Here is a 12,709-nt window from a genome sequence, read left to right as displayed (position 1 = left end):
ATCCTCAGGCGCCGAGTACGTCGGCCAGGAGCGCGCGGTCCACGTTGCCGCCCGACACCACGATCACCGTGCGTCCACGGGGCAGGTCGCCCGCCCGGTGGAGGTAGGCCGCGAGCCCGACGGCGCCGCTGGGCTCGGTGACAAGCCTGCTCCTGGTGGCCAGCACGCCCATCGCCGAGCGGATCTCGTCCTCGCTCACCGTGACGATGCCATCGAGCCTGGTGCGCAGGTGGGCGAACGTCAGCTCGGACAGCTGGGACCGCAGGCCGTCGGCGATGGTCCGGGCGCGCAGTTCGATAGGCCAGTCGACCAGCTCGCCCGCTCGCAGGCTCTCGCGCGCGTCGCCCGCGAGCTCGGGCTCCACGCCCACCACCGCGGCGGACGGGCACAGCGCTTTGACGGCCGACGCGACCCCCGAGGAGAGCCCGCCGCCGCTGACGGGCACGAGCACCAGCTCCACGTCGGGCAGGTCCTCGGCGATCTCGAGGCCGATCGTGCCCTGGCCCGCGATCACGTCGGGGTGGTCGAAGGGCGGCACCAGCACCGCGCCCAGCTTCTCCACCAGCTCGTACGCCGCGGCTTCGCGCTCGGCGATGGGCACCAGCACCACCTCGGCGCCGTAGGCCCGGGTGTTGTCGATCTTGATCTGCGGCGTGACGTCCGGCATGACGATGTGCGCGGGCACGCCGAAGCTGCGCGCGGCGTAGGCGACGGCCTGCGCGTGGTTGCCGCTGGAGTAGGCGACGACGCCGCGCCGCCTGCTCGCCTCGTCGAGGCGGGCGAGGGCGTTCTGGGCACCCCGCAGCTTGAAGGCTCCGATGGGCTGCAGGCTCTCGGGCTTGAGCCACAGCGGGCGGTCCTCGTCGGCCCACGGGCTGGCGAGCAGCGGCGTGCGCACGATGGCCCCGCGGATGCGGTCGGCCGCGGCACGGATGTCGTCGATCGTCACGAGTTCCACACCCGTGAGTCTGCCTCAGCCCACCGGCCGGCCGGTCGCCAGTGGCACCTCGGCGTGGTCGGCCGTCCGGTGCCGCTCAGGCTCGTGAAGCACTGTGGACCGGGGCGCTCGCCGCGAGGCGGAACAGGCCCAGCGCCACCACCCCGAGCACGGCGGAGACCACGGGCAGCGAACCGGCGCCCAGCGACAGCAGGCCACCACCGAGGGCGCCCCCGAGCGCGACGCCGACGTAGTTGGCGCTGGTGTTCATGCCCAGCGCCTGCGGACCGACGGGGCCCGCGATCCGCAGCAGCCGATCCCGCACGGGCGAGGAGGTCCAGAACGCGGCACCGGCCCACACCACCGCGAGCGGCGCGACCACCCACAGCGGCACCGGCCGCACCAGCCACAGCAGCGCGAGCACCACCATGATCGCCACGAACACCGCCACACCCAGCGCGAGGGTGCGGCCGGCGCCCCAGCGGTCGGTGGCGATGCCGCCCAGAAGGATGCCGATCATCCCCGCCACGCCGGAGGCGGCGAAGATCATCGCCCTGGCCTCGATGCTCGCGTCACCGAGGCCCGCGAGGAACGGCGCGAGGTAGGTCAGCAGCATCATCGAGCCGGTGATCAGCACGGCGCTCCCGAGCAGCGCCAACGCGACCGGCCGCGACACGAGCACGGCGACCTGGTCGCGCAGCGGTACCGCGGGGTCCGGACCCGACCTCGGCAAGGTCGCGAGCAACCACACCAGCGCGACGACGCCGGCACCGGCCATGGTCGCGAACGTCGCGCGCCAGCCGACCTCGCCGCCGATCCAGGTGCCGACGGGCACACCGACGGCGATCGACCCGGTGACGCCGAGCCCGACGATGCCGAGGAAGCGGCCCTGTTTTCCCTCCGGGGCGAGCTTGGCCGCGGCGGCGAACAGTGCCGGGGTGCTCATCGCGGCCGCGATCGCCGCGAGGACCCGCAGGCCCAGCAGCACCCCGAACGACGGGGTCACCGCTGCGAGTGCGTTGGCGGCGACGAACAACGGCAGTGCGATCACAAAGACCCTGCGGCGGGGCCAGCGCGCCACCACCACCGCCGCGATCGGGGCGCCCACGGCCACGGTGATCGAGAAGACGGTCACCAGCTGCCCGGCGGCGCCCACCGACACCCCGAGGTCGGCGGCGATCTCGGGCAGCACCCCCGCGATCACGTAGTCGTCGGTGAAGAGCACGAACGCCGCGAACAACAGGCCGAACAACCACACAGGCACAGCGGACCCCTGCTCCCCCGACGACACCGCCGCCGCAGCGTAGCGCCGCGGCGGCCCGATCCCGAAACGAATAAGCGCCCCCGGGCGCCCGCGTCGCGGGGCCCGGGGGCGAACTCATCCCTGGAGTGGCTCAGAACCGGATCGTGCGCAGCGTCTTGTAGCTGCGCGCGGCACTGGCCAGCGGATCGGCGGGCTGGTCGTGTTCCACGACGTACTCCCGCACCCCCGAGACGTCGCGACGCCGGAAGATGCGCCGGAAGTCGATGGTGCCGTGACCCACGTCCTCGAACGAGCCGTCCTCGGCCATGTCCTTCACGTGGAACACCGGGAACCGGCGCGGATACCGCTCGAAGTACTCGACCGGGTCGTAGCCCGCCTTGATCGCCCAGTACAGGTCGAGCTCGAAGTCCACGTACCTCGGGTCGGTCTCACTCGCCAGGATGTCGAAGAGCACCTCACCGTCCACGGTCCTGAAGTCGAAATCGTGGTTGTGGTAGAGGAATCCGAGCCCCGCCTCGTGCGCGGCCCTGCCAGCCTCGGTGAACTCCGCGGCCACCTGCCGGTAGCCCTCCGGTGTCCACAGTGAACTCGGCAGTGACGGCACCACCACCCACTTCGCGCCCAGCACGTGGGCGTTAGCGAGCTCCTGCTGCCAGTCACCGCGGATCGCGTCGAGCGAGAGGTGGGTGAGCACCGCCCTCAGCCCCGCCCGGTCCAGCATCGCGCGGAACTGCTGCGGGGTGTGCCCGTAGAGCCCGCTCACGCCCACGGTCGAGTAGCCGATCCTGCCGAGCGCGTCGAGCGTGCCCTGCGGGTCATCGGCCATCAGCGTGCGCACGGTGTAGAGCTGGATCCCGATGTGGCCGGGCGGAACCCTGCGCGGACCGGACGCGAGCGCCGTGCCGCCGAGTAACCCGCTCGCCCCGGCGACCGCGGCGGTGCCCGCCGCGAGCCGGAAGAAGTCCCGTCGTGTGCTCATGGCGTCACGCCCTTTCCGTTGAACTGCAGCACGTCCACCGAGAGCAGGTCGGGCTGCTCCGGGGTCCAGTCCGGGTTCACGAACACGAGGTAGAGCTTGATCGTCCGGCCGGGGTCGGTGAGCGTCACGTCGTGCTCGACGATGCTGTCCCAGCCGCCCGTGTCACCCACGTCGACCGAACCGAGCAGCTCACCGTCCGGCGCGTCGGCACGGAGCTCGATCGTGCCGCCGAGCCCCCCGGAACTCGCACCGACCGTCAGCGAGTCGATGCCCTGCAGGTGGATCGGGTCGTAGGCGACCCAGTCGCCGTGCTCGATCTCGCCCAGCCGCTTGCCTGCCGAGGCCCCTGGCCGGTCGAGCACCTCCACACCGTTGTTGTCCTCGAAGTGCTCGGCTTCCTTGTGCTTCGGCTCCAGCGTCACGTGCGCCGAGCCGGTGAGCGGCGGAACGTCGTTCTCACCGCCACCGTCGGTGTACTGCGCGCTCAGCGCCGCGTACAGGTTCTGCCCCGGGCCGTGGCTGTCGCCGGTGTCGGTGGCCACCTCACCGGTGCAGCCCGTGACGTTGTCCATCGGGTGCAGGTGGTCGTCGTGGCCGAGCTGGGACTGCACCACGACCTTCGAACAGTCGATCTCGGTGTCCTCGGCGTCGGTCACCTCCACCTGGAACGGGATGGTGTCACCGAAGTCGAACATCCCGCCGTCCGGTGGCAGCACGATCCGCACCTCGGGCCTGGTGTTGCCCGCCGTGATCTCCGTGACCGCGACGCCCTTGAGCTCCTCGTTCTCCGTGCTCGTGACGGTGAGTCTGGCGCTGTACTGCCCCTCTTCGGCGTAGGTGTGCGTGGGGTTGGGCTCCGTGGAGTCGGTCGTGCCGTCGTTGTCGAAGTCCCACGCGTAGGTCACCGGCTCGCCGTCGCCGCCCGCCGAGCCCTCACTGGAGAAGGACACCTCAAGCGGAGCCGGACCGGAGTCGACCGAGGGCGTGATGCGCGCCGTGGGCGAACGTCCCTCGGCGGCGTAGTCGATGCGGTAGATGCCCGCACCGTCGTTGCTGCCGCCCCGGCCGGTGCCGCTGCCCTCGCCGAAGTCGATGACGTACATCGAACCGTCGGGGCCGAAGTGGGCGTCGAAGGGCTGGACCCAGTCCATGTCCTCGAAGATCCCGTTGGTCGAGAGCAGGTCGCCCGCGGCCGCGGGGTCGAACCGCGGATCGGTGAACTCCTGGTCCTCCTGCTGCACCGACATGACCTTGAACCACGTGCGGGTCAGCTCGTAGTTGAACCACTTGCCGTCGAAGTACTCGGGGAACTTCGAGATCCGCTCGTTGTCCGGGTCGTAGTCGTAGACCGGGCCTGCCATCGGACCGCCACCGCCCGTACCGAGCTCGGGGAACTCGGGCGACTCCGAGTACGGGTACCACATGTACGCACCCTGGGCGGGCGGCAGCTCGGTCAGGCCGGTGTTGTTCGGCGAGTCGTTGACGAGGTTGCCGCAGTCGAACTTCTCCCCCGAGGTTCCGGTGGCGAAGTCGTAGTCGTTGAACGGCGTGTTGTCGCCGACGCAGTACGGCCAGCCCTCGTTGCCCGCCTCGGTGATCCGCAGGTACTCGACCGTCCCTTCCGGACCGCGCTCGGGGTTCTCCTGCCGCGCGTCCGGTCCGTAGTCACCGACCAGCAACGCGTTCGTCTGCGGGTCGACGGTGATCCGGAACGGGTTGCGTACGCCCATCACGTAGATCTCCGGCCGGGTCAGCTCCGTGCCCTCGGCGAAGAGGTTGCCCTCGGGGATCGTGTAGGTGCCGTCGTCCTGCGGCGTGATGCGCAGGACCTTGCCGCGCAGGTCGTTGGTGTTGGCAGCCGTCGCCTGGGCATCCCAGGCGCGCCTGCCCTCGCGCTCGTCGATCGGGGTGAACCCGTCGGAGGCGAAGGGGTCGGTGTTGTCGCCCGTGGCCACGTAGAGGTCGCCCTCGGGCCCGAACGTGATCGAGCCGGCCATGTGGGAGTTGGCCCTGCCCTCACCGCGGAAGGTCGGAATCTCCAGCAGCCTGGCCTCGGTCTCGATGTCCACCGTGCTGTCCTCGGCCACCGTGAACCGCGAGAGGTTGAGCTGCGCCTTCTCCGGGTCGGAGTAGAGCAGGTAGAGCCAGTTGTTCGTGGCGAAGTCCGGGTCGAGGGTGAGCCCGAGCAGCCCGTCGGACTGGCTGGTCATCTCCGGCGTGTAGTTGAAGTCGAGCGCCGTGGTGACCTTGAGCGTCTCCTGGTCGATGACCTTGAGCGCGCCGGTGCGCTGGACGAAGAACACCCTGCGGTCCTCGGCCACGGCCAGCTCGAACGGGTCGGCGAGGTCCTCCTGCACCAGCGGCACGCGCTGGAAGTTGCCCGTCTGGGTCGCGGAGCAGTCGCCCTCGACCGCGCCCGCGGCCCACTCGATGCCGCCGAGCAGGTGGGACCGGAACTGCTCGTCGGAGAACTTCTCGGCGTCGTGGCCGCCCGCGGTGAACCAGGACCGGCCACCGTCGTAGTTCTGGCACCACGAGTACGGGTGGTCGACACCCTCGTCGAGTCCGTCGATGCCGTCGCGGACCTTGATCTGGGCGAGGGTGTGGACGTTACCGGTCGGGTTGGCCCGCCAGTTGTACCATTCCTCGTTCTGCTCCCAGAGCTCCGGAAGGTCCTGAGTGGACGGATGCACGCGGTCGAGCACCTTGACCCGGCCGACCTGCGGCTCGGGGTGGTTCTCGAAGATGGCGCCGACCAGGCCCTCGTACCACTCCCAGTCGCGTTCGCTGGCCGAGGCCGCGTGGATGCCGGCCCAGCCGCCACCGCCCTGGACGTAGCGCTGGAGCGCCTCGCGCTGCGCCGCGTCGAGCAGGTCGCCGGACTCGGGGGTGGAGTTGGTGTTGTTGAAGAGCACGGCGTCGAACCGCGAGAGGTTCTCGTCGGTGAACGCCGCGGCGTCGTCGGTGGCCTCGACGGTGAAACCGTTCTCGGCGCCGAGTTCCTCGACCGCCGCGATGCCCGCGGGGATCGAGTCGTGTGGATAGTTGGTGACCTTGGAGAACACGAGCACACTGAAGCGTTCCTGCGCCGCCACGGGGACCGCTGCCGCGATCCCCGTGGTCAACAGCAACGCGAGCAGTGCCGACAGAATTCTGGCACGTCGCGAGCCGGACATGTGGGTCCTCTCCATTGAGTTCCGAAAGCGCTTTCACGATCTACATGCCGGGTTTATTCAGTTGTCGTGCCGGGATTTGTCGAAAATCGTGTGAATCAGAGGGTGAGCTCGGGGACCTCGATCCTGCGTCCCTCCCTGGCCGACTGGAGCCCGAGCTCGGCCAGCTGCACGCCACGCGCGCCGGCCAGGAAGTCCCAGGAGAACGGCTCGTCGGCCACCACGTGGCGGAGGAACAGTTCCCACTGCGCCTTGAAACCGTTGTCGAAGTCGGCGTTGTCCGGAACCTCCTGCCACTGCGAGCGGAAGTCCTCCGTCGCGGGCAGGTCCGGGTTCCACACCGGCTTCGGCGTCATCGAGCGGTGCTGGACGCGGCAGCGGCGCAGACCCGCAACGGCGCTGCCCTCGGTGCCGTCCACCTGGAACTCCACCAGCTCGTCGCGGAACACCCGCGTGGTCCAGGAGGAGTTCACCTGCGCGACGATGCCGCCGTCGAGCTCGAAGATGCCGTACGCGGCGTCGTCGGCCGTGCAGGCGTAGGGTTTGCCGTCCTCGCCGACCCGCTCCGGGATGTGGGTGGCGGCCAGCGCCTGCACCGAGCGGACGGGACCGAAGATCTCCTCCAGCACGTACCGCCAGTGGCAGAACATGTCGACGATGATGCCGCCGCCGTCCTCGGCGCGGTAGTTCCACGACGGGCGCTGCGCCTCCTGCCAGTCGCCCTCGAAGACCCAGTAGCCGAACTCGCCGCGCACCGAGAGGATCTTGCCGAAGAAGCCGCCGTCGACGAGGCGCTTGAGCTTGAGCAGTCCCGGCAGGAAGAGCTTGTCCTGCACCACGCCCACCTTCACACCGGCGTCCCGGCAGATCCGGCCCAGCTCCAGCGCCGTCTCGGTGTCCTCCGAGATGGGCTTCTCGGTGTAGATGTTGAGCCCCGCGGCCACGGCCTTCTTGACGCCCTCGACGCGGCGGCTGGTGACCTGGGCGTCGAAGTAGATCTCGGCGCCCGGTGCCTTCAGTGCCTCGTCCAGGTCGGTCGTCCAGCTGTCGACGCCGTGTTCCTTCGCGATGGTCGCGAGCTTGCTCTCGTTGCGGCCGACCAGAATCGGCTCAGGACGCAGCACCGTCCCGTCGGCCAGCCGCAGCCCGCCCTGGTCCCGAATCGCCAGGATCGACCGCACAAGGTGCTGCCGGTAACCCATGCGACCGGTGACCCCGTTCATCACGATCCCGATGGACCGTTCCTCGTTCGCCGCCATCGAACACCTTTCTCACTCAGCCACCGCGGCGGCGCCGAGGTGGTCGCGAATGTGCCGGGTCGCCTTCGCGAACTCCGGCTCCGACATGGTTTTGCCGTAGTCGCGCTCCTTCGGGAGGTTGACCTCGATGACCCCGGCGACGGTGCCCGGCCTTGCCGTGATCATCACGACCCGGTCGGCCAGGTACACGGCCTCAGCGATCGAGTGCGTCACCAGCAGCACGGTGGTCTTCGTCTCCTGCCAGATCCGGCGCAACTCGACGTTCATCTGCTCACGCGTGAGGGCGTCGAGTGCGCCGAACGGCTCGTCCATCAGCAGCACCGGCGGGCGGTGCAGCAGCGCGCGGCACAGGGCGACGCGCTGCTGCATACCCCCGGACAGCTCGTGCGGGTAGGCGTCCTCGAAGCCGGTGAGCCCCGTCATCTCGATGAGCTCGTCGACCCTCGCCTTGGCCTCCCGCGCGGGCATTCCTCGCATCTCCGCCTGCAGCAGGATGTTCTTGCGCGCCGAGCGCCATTCCAGCAGAGCGGCCTTCTGGAACACGTACCCGATGTCCTTGCGCGGGCCGCTGACGCTCTCGCCGTGCAGCCGGACGCTGCCGCTCGAGGGCGCCAGCAGACCCGACGACAGCTTCAGCAGCGTGGACTTGCCACAGCCGGACGGGCCGACGATCGCGACGAACTCACCGGGGTCGACCCGCATCGTCACGTCGCGCAGCGCGGTGACGTCTCGCTTCTTCGTGCGGAAGCGAACCGCGACGTCTTCGATCTCGACCGCGTAGCCAGTCATCTGCCTCAACTCATTCCTTCGGTGCGAGCTCACTGACCCAGTAGGCGCTGGGCTCTTCGGCGCTGGAGATCACGTCCGCCTCGGCGAAGATCTCGATCGTCTTCTGCCAGTCGTCCTCGGTGTTGACACCGGGAGCCTGACCCTCCGTGGCCTCGGTGTGCAGCAGCTCCAGGGTCGAGGCGAGCTGCTCGGCCAGCACCTCCTTCGACGGGAGCTGCTCCGAGGAGCCCTCCATCGAGTCGACGGCGGCCTGCTGGTCCTCCTGCACCGCGGTCCACGCCTCGCTGGTCGCGGCGACCATGCGCTCGGCGAGATCTCCCCTGTCGTCGAGGAGTTCCTGCGACGCGATGAGACCGTTCGAGTAGAAGTTGAGCCCGTTCTCGGCGAAGCGGAGGTACGAGACGTCCTTGCCCGCCTTCTCCTGCATCGTCGGGCCCTGGTCGGTGGCGTAGCCGAGCAGCGCGTCGGTCTGGCCCGACATCACGGCGGCCATCTTGCCCGCGGCGTCGGTGTTCTGGACGTTCACGTCGCCCTCGGCCAGTCCGTTGGCCTTGAGGAACGCCGGGAACGTCTTGGTCAGCGCGTCACCCGCGGTGCTCGCGATGGTCTTGCCCTTGAGATCGGCGGGCGAGTTCACGTTCTGCTCGGTGAAGAACTGCACCGACGACGGCGTGGTCTGCAGGAAGACGCCGATGCTCTTGACGTCGAGGCCCTGCGACACCCCGGCCAGCAGTGCGGGCGTGTCGGCCCAGCCGAAGTCGGTCTGGCCCGCGGCCGCCGCCTGGACGGTCTTCTGCGAACCCTGGCCGGCCCTGATCTGGAGGTCGATGCCGTGCTCTTCGTAGATCCCCTGGGCCTTGCCGTAGTAGAACGGCGCGTGCTCGCCGTAGGGGTACCAGTTCAGGGTCAGCGTGACCTTGTCGAGGGTCTCGCCTTCGGCGTTGGTGGTGGTCTCCGGTTCGGATCCGCCACAGCCCGCGGCGAGGAGAAGCACTGCGGCAGCGCCGGCGACAAGTGCGGGTAGTTTCATGGCTTTCCTCTGTCTCCCAAGGGGTTTCACATCGTTGTGGTGGAGGAGTCGGCACGCCGGCTGGCGTGCCAGGGCAGCACGAGGTGCTCGAGCCACTCGACAAGCACGAACAGCAGCACGCCCAGCAGCGACATGATCAACAGCCCGGCGAACAGCACCGGGGTGTCGAGGTTTCCGTTGGCCTGCAGGATGACGAAGCCCAGTCCCTCGTCGGCGCCAACGAACTCGCCGACGACCGCACCGGTCACAGCCATGGTCGCGGCGACCTTGAGGCCGGCGAACAGGTGCGGCAGCGACGCGGGGAACCGGATTTTCCAGAACGTCTGTCCTGGCTTGGCGCCCATGGTGGCCGAGAGTTGCAGCATCTCCGGGTCCACGGACTTGAGCCCGGTGACCATGGAGATCACCACGGGGAAGAACGCCATCAGCACAGCGACGACGATCTTGGGGCCGATCCCGAAGCCGAGCCACACCACGAACAGCGGCGCGATGGCGATCTTGGGGATGACCTGTGCGAACAACAGCAGCGGGTAGAGCGTCTTCTCCACCGTGGTCGACTGCACCATGATCACGGCCGCGAAGACACCGACCGCGGCGGCGATGACGAAGCCGAGCAACGTCTCGTACGTGGTGGCCCACGTGTGCTGCCAGAAGTAGTCGGGGCGGCTCGCGATGGAGTCGAACGTGTCGCCGGGCGAGGGCACGAGGTAGGGCTCGATCAGCTCCGCGGCCGTCACCGCCCACCACGCGAAGAACAGCACCACCAGCAACGCGATCGGCCGCCAGGCGTTCTCGACGAAGCCCACGAGCCGCTGTGCGAGACCGGGCCTCGCCCGTTCCGTCACCCCCGCCTGCGGCCCGGGACCCGGGGGTTTCCCGGGTTCGGTGCGTGCCGACTGACTGTGCGTGACCATGACCCTCCGTTCACCGTCGAACGTGTCGGAAAGCACCTGATCGAGACCTGGAGTATGTCTCTGAATGCGCTTTCAGAATGCGCTTTCAGGTAGAGTATGCAGACCGGGAAACTCGGTCAAGCTTTCTTTATCCGGGAGTTGCGCATGGACGCTCACCCACACGTCACGCTCGAGGACGTCGCTCGCGCCGCTGAGGTCTCGCTGGCCACGGCTTCCCGTGCGCTCAACGGCACGACCAAGGTCAGAACGGACCTGCGCGAGCGCGTGCTCGCCGCGGCCGAGAAGCTCGCGTACACGCCCAACGCGCACGCGCAGGCACTGGCCGGGGCCTCCCACCGCACCGTCGGCGTCATCTGCCACGACGTCAGCGACCCCTACTTCGCCGCCATCGCGCGCGGCGTCATGCGCGTGGCCGGGGACAACGGCCTGCTCGTGATGCTGGCGAGCACCTTCCGCGACCCGCAGAAGGAGATCGCCTACATCTCCATGCTGCGCGCCCAGCGCGCCTCGGCGATCCTGCTGGTCGGCTCCGGCTTCGAGGACAAGGCCTGGGAGCGCGCACTCGCCGCCGAGATCGACCCCTACCGCCGGGGCGGCGGCCAGGTCGCCGTGGTCAGCCGCCACCGCAGCCTGCGCGTCGACAGCGTGCAGCCGGAGAACCGCGAGGGCGCCGCGGAACTGGCCAAGGCCCTGCTCGAGATGGGCCACCGCAGGTTCGCGGTGCTCACCGGCCCGCGCACGCTCACCACGGTGGTCGACCGGCTCTCCGGGTTCCGCGAGACACTCGCCGAGGCGGGCATCGAGCTGGCCGAGTCCGCCGTCGCCGAGGGCACCTTCACCCGCGACGGCGGCCACGCCGCGATGTCGGAGCTGCTGGCCAGGGGTGTCGACGCCACCTGTGTGTTCGCGGTGACCGACGTGATGGCCATCGGTGCGCTCACCGCGCTGCGCGAAGCGGGCCGCTCGGTGCCCGACGACGTCTCGCTCGCCGGTTTCGACGACATCCCCGTCGTCCGCGACCTCTCCCCACCGCTCACGACGGTGGCCCTGCCACTGGAGGAGCTCGGCGAGCGAGCCATGGAGCTGGCGTTCCGGGGCAACCGCGGCACCCGCAGCCGCGTGCTCCGGCTCCCCGGCGAGGTCGTGCTCAGAGCCAGTACCAGAAAGGTGTAGCAACGATGCGAGACCTGACGATCGACCGGATCGAGACGTTCGCGGTGGCCCTGCCCACCCTGCGCTCGTTCGGTGTCTCCGGCGGCTCCGTCGCCGTGGCCGGCTCCCCGAGCATCCGCGTGCTGGTCAAGGTGACGGCGGGTGACGTGCACGGCTGGGGCGAGGCCACCCCGATCCCCGCCTGGACCTACGAGACCACCGAGTCGATCGTCACCACGATCGACCGCTACCTGGCGCCCGCGGTGCTGGGCAAGCCGTGCTGGGACCTCGACGGCGTCACCACGGCGTTCGACCGCGCCATCAACCGGGGCTTCACGATCGGCTCACCGCTGGCGAAGTCCGCGGTCGACATGGCGCTGCACGACCTGCTCGGCCGCGCGCTGGGCGTCCCCGTCAGCATGCTGTGGGGCAGGCGGCGCGCCGAGCGGATCACACTGGGCTGGATGGTGTCGGGCCAGACGCCGAGCGAGGTCGCCGACGCCGTCGCCGAGGGCCGCGAGCTGGGCTACGACGCGTTCAAGGTCAAGATCGGGCTGCACGGCGAGCGCGAGGACCTGGCCGTGGTGCGCGCGGTGCGCGACGCCGCGCCGAAGGCTCCGCTGTGGGTCGACGCGAACCAGGGCTTCACCATCGACGCGGCGCTGCGCCTGTCGCGCGAGCTCGACGCGCTCGGCGTCACCGCGTTCGAGCAACCGTTGCCCGCCAACGACATCGCGGGCCTGCGCAGGCTGCGCGCCGACTCCCCCGTGCCCGTCGCGCTCGACGAGAGCCTGCGTCACCCCAGCGACCTAGCGACGTTCGTGAAGCTCGAGGCCGTGGACGTCGCCATCGCCAAGGTGCAGCGCAGCGGTGGCCTCACGTTGTCGCTGCGGCTGTGCTCGCTCGCCGAGGACTGCGGCGTGCGGCTGATGGGCTCCGGGCTCACCGACTCCGACCTCGGGCTCGCCGCGTCGCTGCACCTGTTCGCGGCGTTCGGCATCGACACGCCGGTCGACCTCAACGGCAGGCAGTTCGTCGACTCCGTCTACGCCTCGGGAGTCGAGGTGAAGGGCGGCGTGGCCGAGGTGCCGACCGGACCGGGCCTCGGTGTCGAGGTCGACGAGTCGGTGGTGCGCGACCTCGCGGTGGACCCGCTGTCCTGAATCCCCTGGCGCGCCCGGCTCTTGTCCGGGCGTCGGGCCGTGACCTATG

General features: G+C 69.6%; 10 protein-coding genes. 2 read left to right on the top strand and 8 right to left on the bottom strand.

The genetic code is table 11. The annotated features are described in order from the left end of the window. Nucleotides 1-4: 4 nt before the first annotated feature. The 8 genes from JHE00_RS18175 to JHE00_RS35590 all read right to left on the bottom strand — a co-directional run bounded on the left by JHE00_RS18175 (nt 5) and on the right by JHE00_RS35590 (nt 10,345). Entirely contained in the window at nt 5-958 is a 954-nt protein-coding gene (locus tag JHE00_RS18175; RefSeq protein WP_200319553.1) for a threonine ammonia-lyase, read from the bottom strand. Nucleotides 959-1,034: 76 nt separating this feature from the next. Next, entirely contained in the window at nt 1,035-2,201 is a 1,167-nt protein-coding gene (locus JHE00_RS18170) for an MFS transporter (protein WP_200319551.1), read from the bottom strand. Nucleotides 2,202-2,331: 130 nt separating this feature from the next. Next, nucleotides 2,332-3,180, bottom strand: a complete 849-nt coding sequence (locus tag JHE00_RS18165) for a sugar phosphate isomerase/epimerase family protein (RefSeq protein WP_200319549.1) — start codon at nt 3,178-3,180, stop codon at nt 2,332-2,334. Further along, nucleotides 3,177-6,356, bottom strand: coding sequence for a ThuA domain-containing protein (locus tag JHE00_RS18160; RefSeq protein ID WP_200319547.1), 3,180 nt, complete (start codon nt 6,354-6,356; stop codon nt 3,177-3,179). Before JHE00_RS18160 ends, JHE00_RS18165 begins: the two co-directional genes overlap by 4 nt. A 95-nt stretch (nt 6,357-6,451) precedes the next feature. Next, the gene (locus JHE00_RS18155) at nt 6,452-7,612 is read right to left on the bottom strand and encodes a Gfo/Idh/MocA family protein (RefSeq protein ID WP_200319545.1); all 1,161 of its coding nucleotides are present in this window, start codon (nt 7,610-7,612) and stop codon (nt 6,452-6,454) included. 12 nt (nt 7,613-7,624) lie between these two features. After that, on the bottom strand, nt 7,625-8,401 hold the full coding sequence (locus JHE00_RS18150) for an ABC transporter ATP-binding protein (protein ID WP_200319543.1): 777 nt from the start codon (nt 8,399-8,401) through the stop codon (nt 7,625-7,627). A 10-nt stretch (nt 8,402-8,411) separates the two neighbouring features. After that, entirely contained in the window at nt 8,412-9,431 is a 1,020-nt protein-coding gene (locus JHE00_RS18145; protein WP_200319541.1) for an ABC transporter substrate-binding protein, read from the bottom strand. Between the two features lie 26 nt (nt 9,432-9,457). Beyond that, entirely contained in the window at nt 9,458-10,345 is an 888-nt protein-coding gene (locus JHE00_RS35590; protein WP_200319538.1) for an ABC transporter permease, read from the bottom strand. A 144-nt stretch (nt 10,346-10,489) separates the two neighbouring features. Between JHE00_RS35590 and JHE00_RS18135 the strand changes: the two genes are divergently transcribed. Both JHE00_RS18135 and JHE00_RS18130 read left to right on the top strand, forming a co-directional pair. After that, the gene (locus JHE00_RS18135) at nt 10,490-11,518 is read left to right on the top strand and encodes a LacI family DNA-binding transcriptional regulator (RefSeq protein ID WP_200319536.1); all 1,029 of its coding nucleotides are present in this window, start codon (nt 10,490-10,492) and stop codon (nt 11,516-11,518) included. 5 nt (nt 11,519-11,523) lie between these two features. Further along, on the top strand, nt 11,524-12,660 hold the full coding sequence (locus JHE00_RS18130) for a mandelate racemase/muconate lactonizing enzyme family protein (RefSeq protein WP_200319534.1): 1,137 nt from the start codon (nt 11,524-11,526) through the stop codon (nt 12,658-12,660). The last annotated feature ends 49 nt before the right edge of the window (nt 12,661-12,709 follow it).

It is taken from the genome of Prauserella cavernicola (assembly GCF_016595675.1).
In the GTDB taxonomy this organism is placed as follows: Bacteria; Actinomycetota; Actinomycetes; order Mycobacteriales; family Pseudonocardiaceae; genus Prauserella_A; species Prauserella_A cavernicola.
Note: the sequence above shows the minus strand (reverse complement) of the source record. Positions and strands in the feature narration are given on the sequence as shown.

Bases quoted from the DNA above. Each gene is read 5' to 3' on its own strand.
- JHE00_RS18165 (WP_200319549.1), bottom strand. From the start codon at position 3,180: ATGAGCACACGACGGGACTTCTTCCGGCTCGCGGCGGGCACCGCCGCG.
- JHE00_RS18145 (WP_200319541.1), bottom strand. From the start codon at position 9,431: ATGAAACTACCCGCACTTGTCGCCGGCGCTGCCGCAGTGCTTCTCCTC.
- JHE00_RS18150 (WP_200319543.1), bottom strand. From the start codon at position 8,401: ATGACTGGCTACGCGGTCGAGATCGAAGACGTCGCGGTTCGCTTCCGC.
- JHE00_RS18155 (WP_200319545.1), bottom strand. From the start codon at position 7,612: ATGGCGGCGAACGAGGAACGGTCCATCGGGATCGTGATGAACGGGGTC.
- JHE00_RS18130 (WP_200319534.1), top strand. From the start codon at position 11,524: ATGCGAGACCTGACGATCGACCGGATCGAGACGTTCGCGGTGGCCCTG.
- JHE00_RS35590 (WP_200319538.1), bottom strand. From the start codon at position 10,345: ATGGTCACGCACAGTCAGTCGGCACGCACCGAACCCGGGAAACCCCCG.
- JHE00_RS18135 (WP_200319536.1), top strand. From the start codon at position 10,490: ATGGACGCTCACCCACACGTCACGCTCGAGGACGTCGCTCGCGCCGCT.
- JHE00_RS18160 (WP_200319547.1), bottom strand. From the start codon at position 6,356: ATGTCCGGCTCGCGACGTGCCAGAATTCTGTCGGCACTGCTCGCGTTG.